Source organism: Rhizobium sp. WYCCWR 11152, assembly GCF_013087615.1.
GTDB classification, from domain to species: Bacteria; Pseudomonadota; Alphaproteobacteria; order Rhizobiales; family Rhizobiaceae; genus Rhizobium; species Rhizobium indicum.
Genome location: NZ_JABFCP010000019.1, coordinates 19673 through 42699, shown reverse-complemented (window position 1 = coordinate 42699; position 23027 = coordinate 19673). Strand labels below are relative to the sequence as shown.

Below are 23027 nucleotides of genomic sequence, written 5' to 3'. Positions count from 1 at the left end.
AGACGCAGATCGGTGGTCACAACAGCCGGCAGCTTGATCTCGATCGTCTGCAGGCCGCCATCGACTTCACGGGTGACTTGAGCTTTGCCATCCCCGATCTCGATCTTCGAGGCGAAGGTCGCTTGGGCCGAGCCCAGAAGGGCCGCCAGCATCTGGCCGGTCTGGTTTGAATCGTCATCGATCGCCTGCTTGCCGACGATGATGAGGCCCGGCTGTTCGGCGTCAGCCACAGCCTTGAGGATCTTGGCGACAGTTAGCGGCTCGACCGCATCGTCGGTCTCGACCAGGATCGCCCGGTCGGCGCCCATGGCAAGTGCGGTGCGCAGCGTCTCTTCGGCCTTGGCCGGACCGATCGACACCACCACCACTTCCTCGGCCTTGCCGGCTTCCTTCAGCCGCAACGCCTCCTCCACCGAGATCTCGTCGAACGGGTTCATCGACATCTTCACATTGGCAAGCTCGACACCCGTGCCGTCCGGCTTCACCCGGATCTTCACGTTGTAGTCGACAACCCGTTTGACTGGCACGAGTATCTTCATGGGGTCCTTCCTTCAGGAGAAACTGGCTTCGGAGACTTTTTTAGAAAATGCGCGTTCGGACGCCGCTCCGATTGTCGAATGGCGACATGGATACGCGCTTTTCCTCCAAATTCAACGCTTCGATGACGCCGGGAGGCGATTTGCCTCGGCAATATATGGACGTTTACGTTCACGTCAATGTCGTCGTTAGCGTCGACCCCAGGGAAAGCGCTGCGCCGTCCGCCCGTCCGTGCCGGCCGCAATGGCCGGGCCGCCGCCTGCGTCGTTTCTCACGGCGCGGGGCGTGACGATCTGCCGGTCGAAGAGCGGCACACCAGGCCGGCGCAACAGCAGGATCAGTAAAGCGCCGGCAAGGATGCCGCCAACATGCGCGCCCCAGGAAACGTCGCCGTCAGGTGCAATCGCCAGCATGAAGAACTGCTGCCCGATCCACAAAAGCAGCGGCACGAAGGCCGGCAAGGGCAACGGCACACGGAAAAACACCAGCACCCAGACCCTGACGCGCGGATGAAGCATGACATAGGCGGCAACGACGCCGGAGACCGCCCCCGATGCGCCGACCAGCGGCGCTTCCGAGGTCATGGTCAGCAGGCCGTGGCAGAGCGCGCCGGCGGCCGCGCAAACGAGATAGAAGATCAGGAAGCGCAGATGCCCCATCGCATCCTCGACATTGTCGCCAAAGACCCAGAGGAAGATCATGTTGCCGGCCAAATGCCAAAACCCGGTATGGACGAAGGCGTAGGTGAGGTAGGTCAGCGGTTCCGGCACGATTTCGAGCCCCTGCGCTAGCATCGCATGGCCGAAGGCAATCGCCGGGATGTAGCCGAGCCCGACAGTCGTCGCCTGGGCTGCCTGTTCGCTCTCCAGGCTGGTCAAAAGCCAGACCGCGATATTCAGCGCGATCAGTGCGAGCGTCACCCACTGAACCTTGATATGTTTCAGCGTATTGGCATCGTGAAGTGGTATGAACATAAAGGCCCCCCGGCGATCGTGAACGCGGCAAGCCTATCTGTTTTTTCCCGGAACCCAAAGTACATCCGCATGGCCCTGGTCATTTGCATGACGCGCGGCGACGAAGAGGAAATCGGAGAGCCGGTTGACATATTTCATCGCCGGCTCGCCGACGATTTCGCCGTCGGTGCGGGCAAGCGCCACCATCAAACGCTCGGCTCGGCGCGCAATCGTGCGGGCAAGATGCAGATGGGCGGCGGCCGGACTGCCGCCTGGCAGGATGAAGGATTTCAGCGGCTCCAGGCCGGCGTTCAACTGGTCGATATCACGCTCGACGCGGTCGACCTGCGTCTCGATGATCCGCAGGGGCTCGTAGGCCGGCGGCTCACCAGTGTCGGGGGTAGCGAGATCGGCGCCGAGATCGAAGAGATCGTTCTGGATCGACATCAGCATGGCGTCGAGTTCGGGCAAGCCTGATGTGTGCAGCCGCGCCAGGCCGATCGCGGAATTGGCCTCGTCGATCGTACCGTAGGCCTCGACGCGCAGATCGTCTTTGAGCCGGCGCGGGCCGGACACCAGCCCGGTCGTGCCGTCATCGCCTGTTTTCGTGTAGATCTTGTTGAGCTTGACCACGGTTTCCCCCTTGAAGTCCGGTCACGTCGGACGGCCGCCGCCGGTCCACCAGAGCGTTATCATGATCAGGATGACGGCGATCGCCTGCAACAGCACACGAAGCTGCATCAGCTTGTTGGAACGGTTGGGATCGCCGCCCTTCATCATGTTGAAGAGGCCGCGGATCAGGACGAGGGCGACGAGGCCCATGACAATGATCGCGAGGATATAGGTGACCGTGGACATGGCGTTCAACTTTCTCAGTCAGTCCGTCCAGCGCATCAGGCGGTAGAAGAGGTCTGCCGGAAGCAGCCGCTTCAGGAACATGCCCTGCTTAGCCGGAGTCGTTACAGGATAATGTGGCCTCGGATTTTTCGAGTTCAATGCGTGTTTCAACACGGAATAGACCGCTTCCGGGCCGAGTTTATGGCGGTTGACCGGCCCCGATCCGTCGAGTCTCGCCAATTGTCTGATGTAATCGACCGCGTGCGGCGAATTCTCGAGGTCGATATGCTCCTTGATCTTTGCGAGCGCATTGGCGGTGAACCGCGTAGTGATCGGTCCCGGCTCGATCAGACTGACATGGATGCCGCTGCCCTGCAGCTCCATGCGCAGCGTAACGCTGAGGCCTTCCAGCGCGAACTTGGACGCGGTGTAGGCGCCACGATAGCGATAGGGGACGACGCCGAGGATCGACGAGCATTGCACGATCCTCCCCTCTCCGCGCTTGCGCATCGGCGGAATGACCTGCCGCGTCAGTTCATGCCAGCCGAAGAAATTCGCCTCGAACTGCGCGCGCAGCGTTGCCGTCGACAGATCTTCGACGGCGCCCGGCTGGCCATAGGCGCCGTTATTGAAGAGTGCGTCGATGCGACCGCCGCTGCGTTCCAGAACCGCGCCGACCAGGTCGGAAATCGTCTCGGTCCTGGCATAGTCCATCAGGAAGGCTTCGATGCCGTCTGCTTCCAGCCCCGAAAGATCGTCCGGCTTGCGCACCGTTGCGAAGACACGCCAGCCATCGGCTTTCAGCGCCCGCGCGCAATGAGCGCCGATACCGGACGAACATCCGGTCACGACGATGGTGCGCTCTCCCGCCATGGAATGATTCCTGTACAAAATGGGACTCGTTTCCCATATTCGGCCAGAGGATACAATCTGGAAAGCCGGAGACGGAATGCCGAAGGTGCTGCGCACGATCTACGACGTGGTCTATGACGCGATCTGTCACATGGTCGAGGACGACGGCTTTGCCATGGCAAGCCATGTGGCGCTGTCGAGCCTGCTTGCGGTTTTCCCCTTCCTGATCTTCGGCACGGCGCTTGCGAGCTTCCTCGGCGCCGATCAGTTTTCCTCGACCGCCATCCACCTGATCTTCGACACATGGCCCGAAGCGATCGCCAAACCGCTCGCCGACCAGGTGCTGCAGGTGCTGACCATTCCGCGCGGCGGGCTGCTGACGATCTCGGTGCTGGCGGCCGCATATTTCGCCTCGAACGGTGTCGAGGCGCTGCGTATTTCGCTCAACCGCGCCTACCGGGTACAGGAAACACGGCCTTGGTATTTCACGCGTCTCGCCAGCCTGGGCTACGTGCTGATCGCGGTCATCATCTTTACGGCCATCAGCATCCTGCTGGTCGCCCTGCCGCTGGCGCTCGACTATTCGAGGAAGTGGTTTCCGCTGTTTGCCGATACGCTCGACATCGTCTTCAGCTGGCGCATCTACGGCACGCTGGTGGTTCTGACTGTCGGACTGCTGGTCATGCATCTCTGGCTGCCGGCCGGCAAGCGGCGGGTCTTCGACGTCATTCCCGGCGTGCTGCTGACGCTGCTTCTCTGGCTCGCCGGCGCGCTGATCTTTGCCTATTATCTCGCGACCTTCGCCAATTATACGGCAACCTATGCCGGTCTCGCCTCTGTCATGATCGTGCTGATCTTCCTCTACATGGTCGGCGTCATCTTCATCATCGGGGCGGAGATCAATGCAGCGCTGATCAAGTTCCGCGTCTTCCGGATGTTCTCCCACACGCTGTCGATCGTCGGCAGAGAGCGTGTCGAAAGGCAATCAGAGCCCGACAAGGCGGCGAATATCCGCCCCTGACATGCCCTGGGCGCGCAATTCGCCAAGCCCGGTGTCGCCTTGGCTTTTCGAAAGCTTGCGGCCATCGGCGCCGAGAATGAGACGATGATGGTGATAGACCGGCTGCGGCAGGCCGAGCAGCACCTGCAACAGCCGGTGCACCGATGTGGCGTGGAAGAGGTCGAGCCCGCGCACGACATGGGTGACGCCCTGCAGCGCATCGTCGACGACCACGGAAAGATGATAGCTCGATGGCGCATCCGAGCGCGACAGGATGACGTCGCCCCAGACGTCGGGTTCTGCGGCAATCTCGCCTGTCCTGCCGTCGCCGGTTTCCGTCCAGAACAGCAGTTCGCCGATCAGGTCGAGCGCTTTGCGCATATCGAGCCGCCAGGCATGTTTCTTCCCCGAGGTCAGTATGTCCCGCCATTCGTCTGCCGGACGCTCGCGATCACTTGCGGGATAATGCGGGGTGCCGTCGGGATCGCGCGGCCAGAGTTCACCCGCCGCCTCGTAGGCGACGACGCGGGCCTTCACCTCGCCGCGCGTCAGAAAGGCCGGATAGACCAGCCCGCGCTCGATCAGCGTGTGCAGTGCCGCCTGATATTCGGGAAAATGTTCCGACTGGCGCCGCACCGGGCTTTCCCAGCCGATATCAAGCCATTCGAGATCCCTGAGAATGCCGGCCTCGAACTCCGGCGTGCAGCGTGTCTGGTCGATATCCTCGATGCGCAGCAGCAAGCGCGCTTGTTCGGCCTGCGCCATGTCGCGGTTCATGAGGGCCGAGAGGGCATGTCCGAGATGCAACGGTCCGTTGGGGCTCGGCGCAAAACGAAAGACAGGTTTTTGACGCTCACTCGTGGTCATGCTTTCTTCTGCCATGGATTCGGTTTTTGAACCACTGCGAGGCAAAGTGCAGATCATCCGCAACGAAGATGACGTCAAACAGGGGCTCGAAGCGCTGCTTCGCCTCGATCCGCGTCTTGCGACGATCGTTGCGGAGGCCGGGCCCATTCCGCTCAGGTTGCGCGAACCCGGCTTTGCCGGCCTTGCCCATATCATCGTCTCGCAGATGGTGTCGCGCGCCAGCGCCGAGGCGATCTGGCGGCGCATGCTGCCGGAGGACGGTTCGCTGACGGCCCAAGGCTACACGCTGCTTCACGCCGATGCGTGGCGCGAATTCGGTCTGTCGCGCGCCAAGGCCGAGACGCTGTCGCGGATTGCCGAAGCGGTCGCCTCCGGCCGTCTCGATCTCTCCGGGCTCTGCCTGAAGCCGCCGGGCGAGGCGCTTGGCGAACTGACCGCGTTGAAGGGCGTCGGGCCGTGGACGGCAGAGGTCTATCTGATGTTTTGCGGCGGCCACGCCGATGTTTTCCCGGCCGGCGATGTCGCGCTGCAGAATGCCGTCGGGGCGGCATTCGGTCTCGCTGCACGGCCGCAGGCGAAGACGCTTGCTGAGCTTTCGGCAGTCTGGTCGCCGTGGCGCTCGGTAGCGGCACGGCTTTTCTGGGCCTACTACGCCACGAAGATGCGCCGTGACATGGTGCCGATCGGCTGATCGGCAACACTCTTCAAATTGCCTTTATCCTCTGAATTTATTGGACTTCACAATCCTGTAACAACCGGCCTAATATACAGGTGCAGATGCCGAATCGATCAGGAGAGTCCCTTGACGATTGCAGTCTCCCCACAGGCCCTGCCGGCGCTCGTCCTGAACGCTGACTACCGGCCGCTGAGTTATTACCCCTTGTCGTTGTGGTCCTGGCAGGACGCGATCAAGGCGGTATTTCTCGACCGTGTGAACATCATTGCAGAATATGAACATTCGGTTTCCTCGCCGAGCTTTTCGATGCGGCTTCCGAGTGTCGTGTGCCTGAAGACTTACGTTCAGCCGTCCCGCAATCCCGCTTTCACCCGGTTCAACGTCTTCCTGCGCGACCGGTTCGAATGCCAGTATTGCGGCGCCCATGACGACCTGACCTTCGACCACGTCATCCCGCGCGCCCATGGCGGCGAGACCACGTGGGAGAATGTCGTGGCAGCCTGCTCGCCTTGCAATCTGCGCAAGGGCAGCAAGCTTCCGAAGCAGGCAAGCATGTTCCCGGCGCAGAAGCCCTATCAGCCGACGGTGCAGGATCTGCACAATAACGGCCGGCTGTTCCCGCCGAACTATCTGCATGAAAGCTGGCTCGACTATCTCTATTGGGATACCGAACTGCAGCCCTGATCGAACGGCCTGCAGCGCCGCGCATCTTTTCAGAGGCGGCAAGGACGCTGCAGCACTTCGAATGCTGCATAATTTTATGAGGCGGCCTTGCGAACGCCGACAAAGGCGAAGGCTGCGAGCAGGATTCCGGCAATCACGTTCCAGCCCGCAAAAGACAGGCCGAGCACGCGCAGTGCCGCGTCGGTGCAGGACGGGCCCTTGATGGTGTTGAGCTCACCGAGCAGATCGCCGGCATTGGTCGTCATGCTGCTTGCCGTCGTTGAGCAGGTGGCCGGGCCGGGCCAGAAGTGCCATTCGACGCCGGCGTGATAGACGCCCATGCCTGCCGTCACCAGCATCAGGATGCCGGCCGCGAGAATGAGCGCCCGGGTGATCCAGTTCGGAAGTCCGACGAGCTCGGAGATGGCGGCCAGGATCGCGATCGGGATGGCGTAATAATAGGGCTGCCGTTGCAACAGGCAGAGGGCACAGGGAATATAACCGCCGATATACTGGAAGCCGAGCGCGGTGCCGACCGCCGCAGCCATGCCGATGGCGAGCAACATGGAATAGACAAAGCCGGGGCGGGCGAGCGGCGAGGAAATAGTCATGGCGGAGCTCCGCGAGTTTAGTAGAGCATGAGATGCAGATTGAGATTTTAGGCCTGCGCGGCCGAAAATCATCCTCGCCTAGTGAGCGAAAGAGCGGTAGCCGACATATAGCACGATCACGGTAGCGGCACCGATGCCAACGATTTGGCCGAGGCGCTTCTCGATGAAGTCACGGATCGGCTCGCCGTAGCGGCGCAGCAGCCAAGCGAGGAAGAGGAAACGCGCGCCGCGTGCAATAATCGCCGAAACAATGAAAAGGCCCAGATTGACGTGGATGACGCCAGACAGAATCGTCACGATCTTGATCGGCGGCAGATGCGCAAGACCTGATGTGACAAGCAGCAGCAGGATCCACTCGTAGGTGACATAGGCCTTCATCTGCTCAAAGGCATCGAGCTTGCCATAGAATTCGAGAACCGGCCGCGCGACCGTCTCATAGGCGTAAAAGCCGAGCGCCCAGCCGGCGATGCCGCCGAGTACGGATGCGACGGTCGCGACCAGCGCGTAGCGATAGGAGCGTTCCGGCCTGGCAAGCGCCATCGGCAGGAAGAGCACATCGGCGGGGACGAGAAAGATGGAGCTTTCGACGAAGGCGATGACGGCGAGCCAGATTTCGGCCGATTTGCGCGCGGCCAGAGACATGGTCCAGTCGTAAAGTCTGCGGAGCATTCCGTTTCCTTCCTGTTGCAGTGCAAAAGAGCTTTAGGGGCCGTGCGCGGCGCTGTAAATGCTCGCCCGTGTCCTTCCTGCCACCGCCGTCGAAAAATTTTCGTGATGACGGGTGTCAGCGCCTCTCCCAAGATTTCGCAGGATTGCGAATCGGCCATTCTGCGGCAAGCTGATTTAGGGTCGACGTGCAAGGTGGCATGAGAATGTTCAAAGTGATCGAAGGCGGCCGTGGGCGGGCCGTGCAAATGGATGACTGGTCCGAAGAGGGGCGCGGACCAAGCAAAGAGGACGTGCGCCGGGAGGCTGCGCGACGGATCAGCGAGAGCGGTTATCATCTGTCCCGCATCCGGGAATTCGCGACCGGTGTGCCAATGCTGGCGTCTCTCAAACACTTGTCGCTGCAGATCGATTTCGCAGCCGAGACGTTGTCGCGGCTCGATCCGATCCCGGAGGATTTCCGCTCCGACGGCTATTGGCCGGCGGGCTGAGGCAATCACGGTCGCGTGACATGCGGCGCTGTTTGCGTCAGGACAGGTCCATCGACTTTTCCCATTGCTGCCGCAGGACGTTCATTTCCGTCCGCTTCTGGGCCATTTCGCTAACGGCAGCGCGCAGATGCGGATGGTGCGACATGAACATGTTGAAGTCGCGCCGTTCGAGCACCTCGAACTGGCAGAAGTCGACGGCGATGACGTCGGCGGTGCGCCGTCCGCCGGTCAGCAGCGCCATTTCCCCGAAGAAGGCTCCCGGCTCCAGGCGGATCGCGCCGCTGGCGAGCCGCACTTCCACCGCGCCCGAGGAGATGAAATACATGCTATCGCCCCGGTCACCACGGCGGATGACGCGCTCGCCCGGCGGCGCGGATTTCGCCTTGAAGAGCAGCAGCAGCTCCTCCTGCGCGTTCTCATCGACCTCCGAGAACAGCGGGAAAGTCTCGATCAGCTGCTGCATCTTCAGTTGATGCTGGCGCTCGCGCTCTTCGCCGAGCGCCCTGATCTTTTCCAGTTCTTTGCCGAGCGCCTTCTGCCTGCTCCTACCGTAGCTTTCCCAAAGGGAGGGCCATTTCGAATGGATGTATTTCTTCAGGCCGTCGGTTGCGAAGATCACGATCGGGTTGAGTGTGATCGACAGGATCGCGGCGGCCAGGATCAGATCCTGGCCCTCATGCGGCAGGAGCCCGAGTGAGACGCCGAGGCCGGCGAGGATGAAGGAAAACTCGCCGATCTGGGCGAGGCCGCCGGCCAATGTCAGTCCCATGCTGATAGGGTATCTGAGCAGGATGACGATGAGGAAGGTGATGATGCCCTTGCCGAGGATGACGAGCGCCAGTGCGCCGATCACGGCCAGCGGCTGGCGCACCAGGATGGAGGGATCGAAGAGCATGCCGACGGAGACGAAGAACAGCACAGAGAAGGCATTCTGCAGCGGCAACGAGTCGGCGGCGGCCCTGTGGCTGAGCTGGGATTCGCTCATGACGACGCCGGCGAAAAATGCGCCGAGCGCAAAGGAGACGCCGAAGATCGCCGCCGAACCGAAAGCGATGCCGAGTGCGATCGCCAGCACCGTCAGCGTAAAGAGTTCCCGCGAGCCGGTGCGGGCGATCATCGTCAGCAGCCAGGGCACGATGCGAGGGCCGAGGAAGATCGCCATGGCGGCGAAGGCAACAACCTTCAGCAGTGTCAGGCCGATCGTCAGCGCCAGTGGCAGGTCACCGAGGCCGTGATTGGTCGTATTGCTGGCGTTGCCACCCAGAAGCTCTGCCAGCGCCGGCAGCAGCACCAGCGCCAGCACCATCACCAGATCCTCGACGATCAGCCAGCCAACGGCGACGCGTCCGCTCGCCGCGTTGACGAGATTGCGCTCTTCCAGCGCCTTCAAGAGAACGACGGTGCTCGCCACCGACAGGCTGAGGCCGAGGACGATGCCGGCGCCGAGGCTCCAGCCCCAGAGTTTGCAAAGGCCGATGCCCAAGAGGGTGGCGAGGATGATCCGCCCGATCGCGCCAGGCACAGCGATGCCGCGCACGGCGAGCAGGTCGGAGGCGGAAAAATGCAGGCCGACGCCGAACATCAAAAGGATAACGCCCATCTCGGCGAGCTGGCCGGCAAGGGCGGTATCGGCGACGAAGCCCGGTGTGAACGGCCCCATCAGGATGCCCGCCATCAAATAACCGACGAGTGGCGGCAGCCGAAGCCGGTCGGCCCCATAGCCCAGGATCGCTGCGAAAACGAAACTGACGGCGACCGTCGCGATAAGTCCTACTTCCTGATGCACGTCCGCCCTCTCTTGTGATAGCGGCGGCCACTTTGGACGAAGTGCAAGCAAAATTAAACAGTTGATTTGGGGATGGGCTGCTGTTCGGGCTTTCGTTCTCAGTCCTGGCTGGTGTGGCGCAGACGTCGTCCGCGGCACGGTCGGGCCGTCACCGATGTTGGAACCACTTGCGTCTTGCCTCGTTGCCCTTTCATCAGACAAGGAGAAACGACATGCGGAAGATGATCTTGAACTGTACTGTGGCGGCCCTTGCCGCCTGCTCGTTTGCAGCGCCTGTTCTTGCCGACAGCGTCTATGTCAGGGAGCGTTCTTATGACGACGGCTATCGCCACGAGCGGGTACGACCCGGCATCACCATCAGCGAACGTGGCGTCACGTTCGGTGCCGTGCGTGAACGTGAGCACCGCCGCTATCGCGATAATGGCTGCGAAACCAGGAGCGTCACCCGACAGACCGACGAAGGCGAGGTCACCAAGACGGTCCGTCGCTGCAATTAGCGAAAAAATATGCGATAAGGACGAAGCCCGGTTCCGACGAGCCGGGTTTTCGCCTTTTGTGGCAAGAATATCTCAATGCGGTGGTGAAAGTCGTCTGTCGGTGTTATGAGCACGCCTTTGGTAAAAGCGCGTTCCCAGCGCAAACACCGCCCGCACAGGATCTTTTAGTATGATTGAGCTTACGCCGTCCCAGATCGCCGCACTTAAACTCGCCAGGGATGGAGACCTTTATCCTCAGCCAGCCAATAAATGGACGCACGAGAATGCGACAGTTACTTATGCAAAAACTGACCGGTGGAAAGAGCGGCCTCAGAAAATAAAGTCGGTCACTGCCAAGACGTTGGGCGAATTGAAGGAGCCGGGTTTTCTCGAAAGGCGGCACCTGGATGACGACGCATCAAAAGACGTCTACGGCATCACGATGGCCGGCAAGATGTGGCTGCTGAAGAATAAGTAAGCTTCGCTTAGATGCGAAATTCCTTCCGTAGGGCCATCGATTCTTTGAGGCAAGGCAAGGCATTTGAGATGATGGTGCAGCCAACCGGAGCATTATAGAACCCGTCCGCCTTCGTTCCTGACGGAACTACGGCGCGACAGCCTCCGCTTAGCTGCTCTCTTCGGCTTGCCGAGCCGAAGCTCACAGAGCGAAGGCTGGTGCCCCATGCCGGAGTCGAACCAGCACTTCTTTCGAAACTCGATTTTGAGTCGAGCGCGTCTACCAATTCCGCCAATGGGGCAACGGATATGAACGGGCGGCTGTCTAACATGCGAGCGCCCGGACGCGCAAGACGGGCAAGCGAAGTTATCGGACTGATCCGTAGAGAGATCCGGCCTCGCGTCGAGGCCGGATCCTGTCTGATATCAATGGGCGGCGGCCGGTGCCGGGCTGCTCAGGCCGGACTTCTTCAGCGTGATCGCCAGGATCGAGGCCAAGAGGCAGAAGGCGCCGGCGACGAAGAAGGCGGGCAGGTAGCTCGAAAGTTCCGTACGCGAGAGGCCGGCGCCATAGGCGGCGGTGGCTGCTCCCAGCTGATGGCCGGCGAAGACCCAGCCGAAGACGAGGCCGACCTTTTCGGGGCCGAAGCGATCGGCGGCGATCTTGACGGTCGGCGGCACGGTGGCGATCCAGTCGAGGCCGTAGAAGATGGCGAAGATGGAGAGGCCGTAAAAACTGAAATCGCTGAAGGGCAGGTAGAGCAGCGACAGGCCGCGCAGGCCGTAATACCAGAAGAGCAGCCAGCGATTATCGAAGCGATCGGACAGCCAGCCGGAGCCGATGGTGCCGAAGAAATCGAAGATGCCCATGACGGCCAGCACGCTGGCGGCGGCCACCGGCACGATGCCGAAATCGCCGCAAAGGGTGACGAAATGAGTCTGGATCAGGCCGTTGGTGCTGAGGCCGCAGATGAAAAAGGTGGCAAAGAGGATCCAGAAGGTCGAGGTCTTCGAGATTTCCTTAAGCACGGTGATCGGCGTCATCAACGCGACGCCAAGCGAGGTGCTTGCCGGTGGCGGCGTCACCTGCGTCTCACCGAAGGAGGGCAGGTTGAGGTCGGCCGGACGGTCGCGCATGAAGGCCAGCACGGCAAGGGCTGCGACCATGATCATGGCGCAGACGAAAAACACCGTCGAGCGCCAGCCGTAGCGCTCCGTCAGCTCCGCCATCAGCGGCAGGAAGACGAGCTGGCCGGTGGCCGAGCTTGCCGAGAGCATGCCGACGACGAGGCCGCGATGCTTGGTGAACCAGCGGCTGGAGACCGTTGCGGCGAGCACCATGGCCGTCAGACCCGTGCCGAAACCAACGACGATACCCCAGAGCAGCAGCAGCTGCCACAGCGTCGTCATGAACAGCGAACCGACGAAGCCCGCGCCAATCAGCGCCAGTGCGAAGACGATGACCTTGCGCACGCCGAAATAATTCATGAAGGCGGCGGCGAACGGACCCATGAAGCCGAAAAGGATCAGGCGAATCGCAAGGGCCGAGGAAATCTGCGAGGTCTCCCAGCCGAATTCGTCCTGCAGCGGCTTGATGAGTACGCCAGGTGCGCCCATGGCGCCGGCGGTGACCAGCATGGTGAGGAAGGTCGCGGCAACGACGACCCAACCGTAATGGATGTTGCGCCGGGCAAGGGTGGAGGCGAGGACGGTGGAAACCATGGGCAAGATTCCGTTTGAATTCAGGTTTTAGGAGATACTGGACCGATTTACATGATGGCCATCATATTTCTTGCGTATTGATGATGGACGTCATATATTTTGTCAAGCGACTATTTCTGGAGATGACAAATGCGGGTCAGCCGCGAAAAATTTGCCGAAAACCGCGAAAAGATCCTGATCGTTGCCGGCGTGCTTTTCCGCGAAAATGGCTTCGACGGGGTCGGCGTCGCCGACATCATGAAGGCGGCCGGGCTGACGCATGGCGGCTTTTACGGTCATTTCGGTTCGAAGGACGACCTGGCGCTTGAGGTCAGCCGCAAGCTGATCGACAAGGTCGAGACGCGCTGGAAGGAGCATATCGCCGAATCGCCGGACCGGCCGCTGGCAGCGCTTCTCGATCATTATATCCACTGGCGCACGGTTGACGATCCGGGCGGCAGCTGTGTCTTCGCAACGCTGATCCAGGAAGTCAGCCGCAGCCGCGGCGCGGTCCGCGCGGTCTTCAGCGACGGGCTGTCCGTGCTGGTCGACACGCTTGCCGATATCGTTCCCGGCGAAACGGAAGAAAAGCGCCGCGCCAATGCGACGACTACACTGTCATCGATGATGGGGGCCGTCATTCTTGCCCGTGCGGTCGAGGACAGGGCGCTTGCCGAGCAGTTTCTGGTGACGATGCGCCGGCAGCTCGATCCTGAAAGCCAGACATAATCTCAGTCGCGAATGGCGATGGTTTCGATCTCCCTCTCCACGTGGAGAGGGATCTACCTTGCATATGCCTGAGGACCGAGAAGCCAGCGGCTACTTGAAGCCGGCGATGGCGTGCGGGATGTAGGGTGCCTCCAGTGCCGCGATTTCCTCGGCGGTAAGCTTGACCGAGAGCGAGGCAACGGCGTCCGTGAGGTGGTTCGGTTTGGACGCGCCGATAATTGGGGCGGTCACCGCACTTTTCTGCAGGATCCAGGCAGTTGCGACCTGGGCGCGGGAGATGTTGCGGGCCCTGGCGATTTCGGCCACGGCCCCGACGATCTTGCGGTCGGCATCGATGGACTGGGTGTAGAGCGTCTTGCCGAATTCGTCGGTTTCGCTGCGTGCCGTCGTCTCGTCCCAGTCGCGGGTCAGGCGGCCGCGGGCAAGCGGGCTCCAGGGGATGACGGCGATCTTCTGATCCTCGCAAAGCGGCAGCATTTCGCGCTCTTCCTCACGGTAGAGCAGGTTCAGGTGGTCCTGCATGCTGACGAATTCGGTCCAGCCGTTCAGCCTGGAGACGTAAAGCGCCTTGGCGAATTGCCAGGCATACATGGAGGAGGCGCCGATATAACGGGCCTTGCCCGATTTGACGACGTCGTGCAGCGCTTCCAGCGTTTCCTCGATCGGCGTCGTGTAGTCGAAGCGGTGGATCTGGTAGAGATCCACGTAGTCGGTGCCGAGGCGACGCAGGCTGTTGTCGATCTCGTCGAAGATCGCCTTGCGCGACAGGCCGGCGCCGTTCGGGCCCGGCCGCATGCGGTTGAACACCTTGGTCGCCAGCACGATGTCCTCGCGTTTGGCGAAGTCTTTTATGGCCCGGCCGACGATCTCCTCTGATGAACCATTGGAATAGGTGTTGGCGGTATCGAGGAAATTGATGCCGAGGTCGATCGCCTGCTTGATCATCGTCCGGCTTTCTTCTTCCCGCAGGCTCCAGGCATGATTGCCGCGGCCGGGATCGCCAAAGGTCATGCAGCCCAAGCAGATCTTCGATACTTCGAGACCGGTCTTGCCAAATTTTGCGTATTCCATGAAACGACTCCGTGATGAATTGGATGACCCCAGGCGGCTTTCCATGATTTAGCGCGAGATGGCCAAAGTCGCAGGGCGGCAAATGAAGAATCTATGCTGCATGCGCACAATGATCCGTGATCGAGACTTCTGAAGCCGCGCTCATCGCCGTCGATTCTGGCTGCAGCTTGCACATCCGCGCCGCAAGATGTTAGCTGATGCAGCATTTTTATCGGAATCCGACCATGCAACTGCCGTCCCACGATCGCTATGACGATCTTTATCGCGATTTCTCCTGGCGGATTCCGGAGGATTTCAATATCGGCCGCGCCGTCAGCGACGACTGGGCGGCGAGAGATCCGGAGCGTGTCTGCCTTGAGCATTTCAGCCCCGATGGCGATCATCTTTCGCTGACTTACGGTGAGCTTGCCGGCGCCTCGTCCATGTTCGCCAATGCGCTGGCTTCGCTCGGCATTAAGCGAGGCGACCGCGTCGCGCTGCTGATGCCTCAGTCCTTCGAGACCGTGGTCGTTCATGTCGCGATCTACAAGATGGGCGCAATCGCCTTGCCGCTGGCGCTGCTCTTCGGCGTCGAGGCGCTCGAATACAGGCTGAGGACCTCAGGTGCGGTGGCAATCGTCACCAATGATTTCGGCCTTGATCGCGTCCGGAAAATTCGCGATCGGCTGCCGGAGCTTCGGCATGTGATCAGCCTCGATAGTGCTCTCGATGCTCTCTCCTTTGCCGATCTGATCGTGTCATACGAGCCCTTCTTCAAGGGAGAAAAGACGTCTCCCGACGATCCAGCGCTGATGATCTTCACCTCGGGAACGACGGGGCCACCCAAGGGCGCGTTGCATGGCCATCGCGTCCTGCCCGGCCATGTTCCCGGCATGCAGTTCGCCCATGAGGGTTTTCCGCAACCGGACGATAAGGTCTGGACGCCGTCCGACTGGGCCTGGGCCGGCGGGCTGCTCAACGCGCTGCTGCCGAGTCTTCTGCTCGGTATTCCCGTCGTTTCGTCGCCGGCGCAGAAATTCGATGCCGGCATGGCCTATCGCATCATGGCCGAAATGAAGGTGCGCAATGCCTTCATTCCGCCGACGGCGCTGAGGCTGATGAGATCCGTTGCCGATCCGCGCTCGAAATATGATCTGGTGCTGCGCACCATCGGCTCGGCCGGGGAGGCGCTCGGGCGCGAGACCTATGAATGGGCGCGCCATACGCTCGGCATCACCGTCAACGAATTCTACGGCCAGACGGAGTGCAATTTCGTGCTTGCGTCGAGCGCTGCCTATGGCGTCACTAAAGCGGGCGCCATAGGGCGGGCGGTGCCCGGGCATCGCGTCGCGATCGTCAGCGAGACGGGCGACGAGTTGCCCGTCGGCGAACCGGGCCAGATCGCCATCGCCAGTCTCGATCCTGTCATGTTCCTCGGCTATTGGGACGACACGGTGGCGACGGACCGAAAATTCGCCAAAGGCTGGCTGCTCACCGGCGATATCGGCCGGCAGGACACCGAGGGATATGTGACCTTCGAAGGGCGCGACGACGATGTGATCACCTCGTCGGGATATCGCATCGGCCCGGCCGAGATCGAGGACTGCCTGATCGGTCATCCCGCCGTGCAGCTTGCCGCCGCCGTCGGCAAGCCCGATGCCGTGCGCACCGAAGTCGTCAAGGCCTATATCGTGCTTTCACCAGGCCATCATCCAAGCGAGGCGTTGGCTGCCGACATAAGGGAATGGGTGAAGACGCGGCTTTCGATGCACGAATATCCGCGCGAAGTGGAATTCATCGATGCATTACCGCTAACCACCACCGGCAAGGTGATCCGCAGGCTGCTGCGCGAAAAGGCCGCCAGCGAGGGATAGAGCATTTCCGGACGCAAAAACACTAGGCACTTTTGCTGGAATGCTTAGCCTCGACCGGCAAGCGACATGATCTTCTCGCGCAGCATCTTCGCCATATTGCGGGTGCTGCGGTACATGTGGAGCTGGGCGGTGACCTGGCGCATGTCGCGGTCGCTGTTCTGCGTCAGGCCGATCACCAGCGTTCCCATTTCCTCGCGCTCCTGCCAGAAGCGGCTCATGATCGGATGATCCGAGACGGCGCAGGAATCCGAGCGGACGATATTGGCGTCATCGAGATGCCATTCGGTGAGTTCGCTCATCAGCAGCTTGCCTGGCGAATAGCGGGCATAGTTTTCGTCGTAGGCGGTCTTCCAAGTATAGGCCTCGCCGCCCATCATCAGCACGACGATGGCGGCGATCGCCTTGCCGTTGAGGTCGATCGTGTGAATACGCACGGCATCGACGGCGGCAAGGTTCGACACCGCCTCGCGGGCGAAGGCCGTGTGATAACGATCGGTGACGAGAGCGCTTCGCCGCTTGCCCTTCCAACCGCCGGCTTCCATCGCCAGGAATTCCTCGAAGCGGGTATGGATTTCGCGCGGCTGGCGGGCGACGGCATAGACCGCGGTTCCCTGTTCCTCCAGCAGGCGCCACTGGCGGCGCATCTCGCGCATATGCGAGGAGGAGATGGTTTTGCCGAGATAGACCGGCGCCTCTTCCTCGCTCTGCAGCATCGGGCGCAGGTAGGGATTGGTAACGGTGACGGGAAGATTGCGGCTGAGCGCAACGGCCTTGACCATGCGCACGAAGATTCCGTTCAGCCTGAGATCCGGCAGGACCATTATGGCGGGCAGATTGAGATCACGGGCGGTCAGCCCCTCGAAGAGATTGTCGAGGGTTTCGGCGGCATCCTCGCCATCGACGAGCGGCGTGCCGAGCGGACCGAAACTGTTTGACCAGCCGCGGATGATCGACGGGCCGACGGCAAAGCCCGGCTTGTCGACCGAAAACGGCAAGAGGAAGCGCATGCGGCTGCGACCGGCATTGTGGTCGCGGATCAGGGCGAAGTTCACCTGCCGGTCTTCGAGCCGCGGCATGGCGGGGGCGAGGAAGCGGCCGGAGAAAAAGACATTCGGTTCCATCGCCCGGTTGGAGAGGAAATCGAGCTCATCCTGAAGCTCATAGCCGAGTTTGCCGGGATAGAGGCAGAGCTCGCGCCCCGGCCGGCCGATCTCGGCGCGAGCCTCGGCCTGCGGCGCTTCGAAATGCAGTGCTGCGAGATCATGCACCATGCGGTTTGCGGCGCTGTCGGTGCTTTCGGTAACGGGGGGAACACGCACCATCTATCGAACTCTCATTTCTGGCGTTGCGGCGGAGGGCTGGCGAAGGCGAAAAGAACGATGGCGAGGGTGCGGCGCACGGCGACATGCAGCAGGATTGCCTCGACTGCCATGGCAGAGGCCGTGGCGATCGCCGTGCCCTCGATGCCGTAATGCGGGATCAAAGCGAGGTTGAGGCCGACATTGGCCGTCAGTGCGCCGGCATAGAGCGCGACGCAGAGGTTCTGCTTGCCTGCCATCATCAGCAGCGTTTCGGCCGGGCCGACCAGCGATTTGGCAAGGATGCCGGCGAGCAGGATCGCCATGACCAGATAGCCCGATGTGAAGGCGCCGCCGAAGAGCGACAGCAGCAGATGACCGGCCGCAAGCACGACAAGGCCGACCCCGAGCGCCGGCCAGAAGGTCCAGCGGGCGGCGTCGATGGCTGCGGCTGCCAGCTGGGCGTGGTCGCCTTCGGCGATGATCGAGGAAAAGCGCGGGCCGGAGGCCGCCTTGACCGAGAAATTGATGAAATGTACCAGCGCCATCGTTTTGGCGGCGGCGAAGTAGATGGCGACGTCATGCGGCTCGAGGAAGATGCCGACGACGACGACGTCGGAATTGGTCAGCAGGAAGCTCACGCCCTCGATCAGGAAAATCGGAAAGGCGACGCTGAACCAGGCGAGGAAATCGACCTTGCGTGGGCCGTCGTCATAATGCCGGCGAAGGCGGTAAAGCGTTGCGGCATACTGGCCGAGAGCGGTGACGTAGGTGGCGGCGAGCGCTGCCTGCATCGCGGTGACGGCTGTGTGCTCGGCGCCGATGGCAATCGCGATCAGCATGAAGAGGATGATGAGGATCGGGCGGACGATATAGACCGGGCTCAGCGCCATCACCGGCCAATGGTTTGCCCGTGACGTGCCTTCGAGAATGTCGCCGAGCGCGATCATCGGCATGGCGAGCAGGCCGATGAAGATCGGGATGAGATAATAGACCTGGATCATATCGCCGAAGAAATGCAGCCCGAGCATGCCAGCGGCGAGCACCGCCGTGCCGGAGAGCAGCGCAAAGATGCGCGCCGTGCCGGTCAGGCCGCGGATTTCCTCGAAAGCGCCCGCTGCTCTGTATTGCGGCAGGAAGCGGACAATCGCGGTGTGGAAACCGAGGCATGAGAGATCGCCAAAGACGACGACCAGCACCCAGACGAAAACGAAGATGCCGTATTCATATTCGCCCATCAGCCGGGCAAGCACGATCTGGGAGACGAAGGCAAGTGCCGCGCTGAGGATACGGATCGAAAAGGCCGTCAGCGCCATGCGCTGGGCGGCCGCCCTCTCACCGCGTTCGGTGAGCACGGCAGCAAGCAAACGCAGCGTGCGGCCACCGATCGGGCGCAGGCCCGCGGGCAGCATCTTCTCCGCTGTTTCTATGACCGCCATGATGAACACGCAAAACTCTGAGGTCAGGCAAATCGCCCCTGAAGTCTTGACAGAACAGGGTTAAGAAACGGTTCCGGATCGGGTCTGCCGTCCGAGGCTGAAATTCCGGCTTTCCGGCGTTGCCGTAGAAAAGAAAATGCCGCCCGGAGGCGGCATTTTCGCGGATCTTTGCGGGCTTGCCTCAGACCTGCTCGAAGGCGCCGTGGCAATGCTTGTATTTCTTGCCGGAGCCGCAGGGGCAGGTCTCGTTGCGGCCGACCTTGCCCCAGGTGGCTGGGTCATCCGGGTTGCGGTTTTCAGGAGAAACGATGACTTCCGATGCCTGGTAGATCGCCGGCGCGAAATCGTCTTCGCCGGTCGTCGGATCCAGGTGATGGGCCTGCATCAGCGGCGGTTCAGGCTCGGTAGGGGCCTGCTGCACCAGTTCGACGCGCATCAGCTGGGCAGTGACGGCCTCGCGCAGATTGTTGAGCAGCGCCGTGAAGAGCTCGAAGGCTTCCGACTTGTATTCCTGCAGCGGATCGCGCTGGGCATAGCCGCGGAATCCGATGACGGAGCGCAGATGGTCGAGGTTGACGATGTGCTCGCGCCAGAGATGATCGAGCGTCTGCATGACGATCGAGCGTTCGACATAATGCATGATGTCGTCACCGAAACGCTCGGCCTTTTCCGTGAAGGCGGCATTGGTGGCTTCCGTCAGGCGCTCACGGATATCGTCTTCGCCGATACCTTCTTCCTTCACCCAGTCCTCGATCGGCAGGTCCAGATTGAGAATGTTCAAAGCACCGGTCTTCAGACCGGCGGCATCCCATTGTTCGGCATAGGCGCGCTCGGGGATATGCTTTTCGACCATGTCCTCGATCACCTCACGGCGCATGTCGGAAACGGTTTCGGAAATATTGGTCGATTCCATCAGTTCGAGGCGCTGCTCGAAGACCACCTTGCGCTGATCGTTGAGAACGTCGTCATACTTCAGGAGGTTCTTGCGGATGTCGAAGTTGCGGGCTTCGACCTTCTTCTGGGCGCGCTCCAGGGCCTTGTTGATCCAGGGATGGACGATCGCCTCGCCCTCCTTGAGGCCGAGCTTGGTCAGCATGCTGTCCATGCGGTCGGAGCCGAAGATGCGCATCAGGTCGTCCTGAAGCGAGAGGTAGAACTTCGAGCGGCCGGGGTCGCCCTGACGGCCGGAGCGGCCGCGCAGCTGGTTGTCGATGCGGCGGCTTTCATGGCGTTCGGTGGCGATGACGTAGAGGCCACCGGCTTCGAGCGCCTTTTGCTTGAGTTCCTTGATCTCCTCGATGATTGCCTGGATCCGGGCGTCACGCTCCGGACCGGCTTCGACTTCGCCGAGTTCGCGCTCGATGCGCATATCGAGGTTGCCGCCGAGCTGGATGTCGGTACCGCGGCCGGCCATATTGGTGGCGATGGTGATGGCACCCGGCACGCCGGCCTGGGCGACGATATAGGCTTCCTGCTCGTGGTAGCGGGCGTTCAGCACCTTGAAGTCGTCGAAGCCCTGCTTGCGCAGGCGCTCGGCGAGCAGTTCCGATTTCTCGATCGAGGTGGTGCCGACCAGCACCGGCTGGCCGCGCTTGTGGGCGTCGAGGATCTCTTCGATGATCGCCTTAAACTTCTCGTCGAAGGTCCGGTAGACCTCGTCGTCCTCGTCGAGGCGCTTGATCGGCAGGTTGGTCGGGACCTCGATGACATCGAGATTGTAGATGTTGGCGAATTCTTCCGCTTCCGTCTGCGCCGTACCGGTCATGCCGGCGAGCTTGTCGTACATGCGGAAGTAGTTCTGGAAGGTGATCGAGGCCAGCGTCTGGTTTTCCGGCTGGATCTGCACCTTTTCCTTGGCTTCGAGCGCCTGGTGCTGGCCTTCCGAATAGCGGCGGCCGGGCATCATGCGGCCGGTGAACTCGTCGATGATGACGACTTCGTCGTTGCGGACGATATAGTCCTTGTCGCGCTGGAAGAGCTTGTGGGCCTTCAGCGCGTTGTTGACGTGGTGGACGATCGCAACGTTCTCGATGTCGTAGAGCGCGTTGCCCTTCAGGAGGCCGGCCTGGCGGAGCAGGTTTTCCAGCTTCTCGGTGCCCTCTTCGGAGAAGTTGGCGGAGCGCTGCTTCTCGTCGATCTCGTAATCGCTGGGCGCCAGCAGCGGTATGTAGGCGTCGATCGTATTATAGAGTTCGGAGCGGTCGTCGAGCGGACCGGAGATGATCAGCGGCGTGCGCGCCTCGTCGACGAGGATCGAGTCCACTTCGTCGACAATTGCGAAGTTGTGGCCGCGCTGAACCATCTGGTTCTTCTCGTACTTCATGTTATCGCGCAGATAATCGAAGCCGAGTTCGTTGTTGGTGGCGTAGGTGATGTCGCAGGCATAGGCCGCGTGGCGTTCCTCGTCGGAAAGGCCGTGGACGATGACGCCGGTGGTCATGCCGAGGAAGCCGTAGACGCGGCCCATGGTCGCGGCATCGCGCTGGGCGAGGTAATCGTTGACGGTGACGACGTGCACGCCCTTGCCGGAAAGCGCGTTCAGATAGACCGGCAGGGTGGCGACGAGGGTCTTGCCTTCGCCGGTCTTCATCTCGGCGATCGCGTTCGAATGCAGGATCATGCCGCCGACCAGCTGTACGTCAAAAGGTCGCAGGCCGAGAACGCGGCGAGAGGCTTCGCGCACGACGGCAAAGGCCGGGATCAAAATGTCGTCGAGCGTCTTGCCCTCGGCGAGCAGGGCGCGAAACTCCACGGTCTTTGCCGCGAGCTGCTCGTCCGTCAGGGCCTTCGTCTTCTCTTCGATAGAGTTGATGGCAGTGACGTTCGGCTGATAGGACCGCACGCGGCGGTCGTTGGAAGACCCAAATAACTTGCGGGCTATACCGCCAAAGCTGACCATATGACTGGCCCTTTCTCAATATTCATCCCCGGCGTTTCTTGTCCGCGGCCCAGCCGAAAATCAGGCGCGCGCCTTAAAACGCCCGGAAACTGTTCTGGACGCGAGGTTGCGTGACAGATAAGAGGGGGGTCGAATGATGTCAACGGATTTGGCGGATACAGAAAGGCCACAATCCGGTGTTGATGGCTATTTTGGGCTGGATTCAGGGGATGCTGAAACCGGCAATGTAACTGTGAAGGGTATTTCATGTTGAGCACCAACAAACTTGCCGTTCTGGCGTTTGCAACCTTTGTTGCGCTCCAGGCCCCGGCCTATGCCGATGACGCCGTCATCGCCAAGGTCGGCACCCTGGAGATCCACCAGTCGGAACTCGACCTTGCCGTCGCCAATCTCGACCCCCAGTTGGCGCAGCTTCCCGATGACCAGAAGAAGGTCGCAGCCCTTTCCGCCGCCATCGACGTGAAGCTGCTTGCCGCCGACGCTGCGGCCGAGAAGCTTGATCAGACCGACGAATTCAAGAAGCGCATGCAGTATCTCTCCGACCGCGAGCTGCACAATGCCTATTTCAAGAAGCATGTCGTCGACATCGTGACGCCTGAAGAAGTCAAGGCCCGTTACGACAAGGAAGTCGCCGCCCTGCCGAAGCAGGAGGAAGTCCACGCCCGTCATATCCTCGTCAAGACCGAGGACGAAGCCAAGGACATCATCAAGCAGCTCGACGCCGGCAAGGATTTCGCCGAACTCGCCAAGGAAAAGTCCACCGATCCGAACAAGTCGGAAGGCGGCGATCTCGGTTATTTCTCGCGCGGCCGCATGGTCAAGGAATTCGAAGACGCAGCCTTTGCGCTCGAGAAGGGCACCTATTCCAAGACGCCGGTGAAGACCGATTTCGGCTTCCACGTCATCAAGGTCGAGGATAAGCGCGACGCTCCGCCGCCGCCCTTCGAGCAGGTGCAGGATCAGGTTCGTCAGCTCGTCATGCGCGACAAGTATCTTGAGCTTCTGAACAAGGCGAAGGCCTCGGCCAAGATCGAGATCACGGACGAGACGCTGCGCAAGGGTTACGACCAGGCCAACAAGCAGCCCGAGCCGGGCAGCGAGCCCGTTGCGCCGGCACCGCAGCAGTAATAATCGCATCAGGGCCCGGTTCTTCCGGGCCCTTCACT

Annotated in this window: 23 protein-coding genes and 1 tRNA gene; 9 read left to right on the top strand and 15 right to left on the bottom strand. The window is 61.3% G+C overall.

Annotated features, from left to right (window positions below):
• The 5 genes from G9X67_RS27460 to G9X67_RS27440 all read right to left on the bottom strand — a co-directional run.
• Positions 1-539, bottom strand: a 539-nt coding sequence (locus G9X67_RS27460) for an electron transfer flavoprotein subunit beta/FixA family protein (RefSeq protein WP_171600141.1), incomplete at its 3' end; no start/stop codon positions are given.
• A gap of 186 nt (positions 540-725) precedes the next feature.
• Positions 726-1511, bottom strand: a complete 786-nt coding sequence (locus tag G9X67_RS27455; protein ID WP_138331687.1) for a rhomboid family intramembrane serine protease — start codon at positions 1509-1511, stop codon at positions 726-728.
• Between the two features lie 33 nt (positions 1512-1544).
• Positions 1545-2123, bottom strand: a complete 579-nt coding sequence (locus tag G9X67_RS27450) for a cob(I)yrinic acid a,c-diamide adenosyltransferase (protein WP_138331686.1) — start codon at positions 2121-2123, stop codon at positions 1545-1547.
• A 21-nt stretch (positions 2124-2144) separates the two neighbouring features.
• Positions 2145-2348 (bottom strand): twin transmembrane helix small protein, encoded by a 204-nt coding sequence (locus G9X67_RS27445; RefSeq protein WP_138331685.1) that lies wholly within the window; start codon positions 2346-2348, stop codon positions 2145-2147.
• Between the two features lie 18 nt (positions 2349-2366).
• On the bottom strand, positions 2367-3200 hold the full coding sequence (locus G9X67_RS27440) for an SDR family oxidoreductase (RefSeq protein ID WP_138331684.1): 834 nt from the start codon (positions 3198-3200) through the stop codon (positions 2367-2369).
• A 76-nt stretch (positions 3201-3276) separates the two neighbouring features.
• On the opposite strand from G9X67_RS27440, the gene G9X67_RS27435 reads away from it, so the two are divergent.
• On the top strand, positions 3277-4200 hold the full coding sequence (locus G9X67_RS27435) for a YihY/virulence factor BrkB family protein (RefSeq protein ID WP_029871104.1): 924 nt from the start codon (positions 3277-3279) through the stop codon (positions 4198-4200).
• Here the strand turns inward: G9X67_RS27435 and gluQRS are convergent.
• Positions 4165-5046: a tRNA glutamyl-Q(34) synthetase GluQRS gene (gene gluQRS, locus G9X67_RS27430; protein WP_138331683.1), complete on the bottom strand. Its 882-nt coding sequence runs from the start codon at positions 5044-5046 to the stop codon at positions 4165-4167. The two genes, G9X67_RS27435 and gluQRS, sit on opposite strands and share 36 nt — an antisense overlap.
• Here gluQRS and G9X67_RS27425 point away from each other — a divergent pair.
• The gene (locus G9X67_RS27425; RefSeq protein ID WP_138332021.1) at positions 5045-5737 is read left to right on the top strand and encodes a DNA-3-methyladenine glycosylase; all 693 of its coding nucleotides are present in this window, start codon (positions 5045-5047) and stop codon (positions 5735-5737) included. The two genes, gluQRS and G9X67_RS27425, sit on opposite strands and share 2 nt — an antisense overlap.
• A 111-nt stretch (positions 5738-5848) precedes the next feature.
• Positions 5849-6406 carry an HNH endonuclease gene (locus tag G9X67_RS27420; protein ID WP_012759160.1) on the top strand — a complete coding sequence of 186 codons (558 nt, stop codon included), beginning with the start codon at positions 5849-5851 and terminating at the stop codon, positions 6404-6406.
• 74 nt (positions 6407-6480) lie between these two features.
• On the opposite strand, the gene G9X67_RS27415 is transcribed toward G9X67_RS27420, so the two are convergent.
• The gene (locus G9X67_RS27415; RefSeq protein ID WP_138331682.1) at positions 6481-6996 is read right to left on the bottom strand and encodes a disulfide bond formation protein B; all 516 of its coding nucleotides are present in this window, start codon (positions 6994-6996) and stop codon (positions 6481-6483) included.
• Between the two features lie 78 nt (positions 6997-7074).
• Positions 7075-7665: a YqaA family protein gene (locus G9X67_RS27410; RefSeq protein ID WP_017995313.1), complete on the bottom strand. Its 591-nt coding sequence runs from the start codon at positions 7663-7665 to the stop codon at positions 7075-7077.
• 197 nt (positions 7666-7862) lie between these two features.
• Between G9X67_RS27410 and G9X67_RS27405 the strand changes: the two genes are divergently transcribed.
• Entirely contained in the window at positions 7863-8153 is a 291-nt protein-coding gene (locus tag G9X67_RS27405; RefSeq protein WP_138331681.1) for a hypothetical protein, read from the top strand.
• A gap of 37 nt (positions 8154-8190) precedes the next feature.
• On the opposite strand, the gene G9X67_RS27400 is transcribed toward G9X67_RS27405, so the two are convergent.
• Positions 8191-9939 (bottom strand): cation:proton antiporter, encoded by a 1749-nt coding sequence (locus tag G9X67_RS27400; RefSeq protein ID WP_138331680.1) that lies wholly within the window; start codon positions 9937-9939, stop codon positions 8191-8193.
• Positions 9940-10151: 212 nt separating this feature from the next.
• Between G9X67_RS27400 and G9X67_RS27395 the strand changes: the two genes are divergently transcribed.
• Entirely contained in the window at positions 10152-10436 is a 285-nt protein-coding gene (locus G9X67_RS27395) for a hypothetical protein (RefSeq protein ID WP_105007503.1), read from the top strand.
• 169 nt (positions 10437-10605) lie between these two features.
• Positions 10606-10893 (top strand): hypothetical protein, encoded by a 288-nt coding sequence (locus G9X67_RS27390; RefSeq protein WP_003543268.1) that lies wholly within the window; start codon positions 10606-10608, stop codon positions 10891-10893.
• A gap of 195 nt (positions 10894-11088) precedes the next feature.
• Here G9X67_RS27390 and G9X67_RS27385 read toward each other — a convergent pair.
• A tRNA-Leu gene (locus tag G9X67_RS27385) sits at positions 11089-11173 on the bottom strand.
• A gap of 124 nt (positions 11174-11297) precedes the next feature.
• Complete coding sequence (locus G9X67_RS27380) at positions 11298-12593, bottom strand: MFS transporter (protein ID WP_138331679.1); 1296 nt, start codon at positions 12591-12593, stop codon at positions 11298-11300.
• 129 nt (positions 12594-12722) lie between these two features.
• On the opposite strand from G9X67_RS27380, the gene G9X67_RS27375 reads away from it, so the two are divergent.
• Positions 12723-13301, top strand: coding sequence for a TetR/AcrR family transcriptional regulator (locus G9X67_RS27375; RefSeq protein WP_138331678.1), 579 nt, complete (start codon positions 12723-12725; stop codon positions 13299-13301).
• 90 nt (positions 13302-13391) lie between these two features.
• On the opposite strand, the gene G9X67_RS27370 is transcribed toward G9X67_RS27375, so the two are convergent.
• The gene (locus tag G9X67_RS27370; protein WP_138331677.1) at positions 13392-14372 is read right to left on the bottom strand and encodes an aldo/keto reductase; all 981 of its coding nucleotides are present in this window, start codon (positions 14370-14372) and stop codon (positions 13392-13394) included.
• Positions 14373-14596: 224 nt separating this feature from the next.
• Between G9X67_RS27370 and G9X67_RS27365 the strand changes: the two genes are divergently transcribed.
• The gene (locus tag G9X67_RS27365; RefSeq protein ID WP_171600140.1) at positions 14597-16225 is read left to right on the top strand and encodes an AMP-binding protein; all 1629 of its coding nucleotides are present in this window, start codon (positions 14597-14599) and stop codon (positions 16223-16225) included.
• Positions 16226-16269: 44 nt separating this feature from the next.
• Here the strand turns inward: G9X67_RS27365 and G9X67_RS27360 are convergent, their stop codons facing one another.
• From G9X67_RS27360 to secA, 3 genes are all read right to left on the bottom strand, one after another.
• A complete protein-coding gene (locus G9X67_RS27360; RefSeq protein ID WP_138331675.1) occupies positions 16270-17547 on the bottom strand; it encodes a GNAT family N-acetyltransferase in 1278 nt (425 codons plus the stop codon).
• Positions 17548-17558: 11 nt separating this feature from the next.
• On the bottom strand, positions 17559-18962 hold the full coding sequence (locus G9X67_RS27355; protein WP_171600139.1) for a lipopolysaccharide biosynthesis protein: 1404 nt from the start codon (positions 18960-18962) through the stop codon (positions 17559-17561).
• Between the two features lie 181 nt (positions 18963-19143).
• Entirely contained in the window at positions 19144-21861 is a 2718-nt protein-coding gene (gene secA, locus G9X67_RS27350; RefSeq protein ID WP_171600138.1) for a preprotein translocase subunit SecA, read from the bottom strand.
• A gap of 246 nt (positions 21862-22107) precedes the next feature.
• Between secA and G9X67_RS27345 the strand changes: the two genes are divergently transcribed.
• Positions 22108-22989 (top strand): peptidylprolyl isomerase, encoded by an 882-nt coding sequence (locus G9X67_RS27345; protein ID WP_072640438.1) that lies wholly within the window; start codon positions 22108-22110, stop codon positions 22987-22989.
• Positions 22990-23027: the final 38 nt, after the last annotated feature.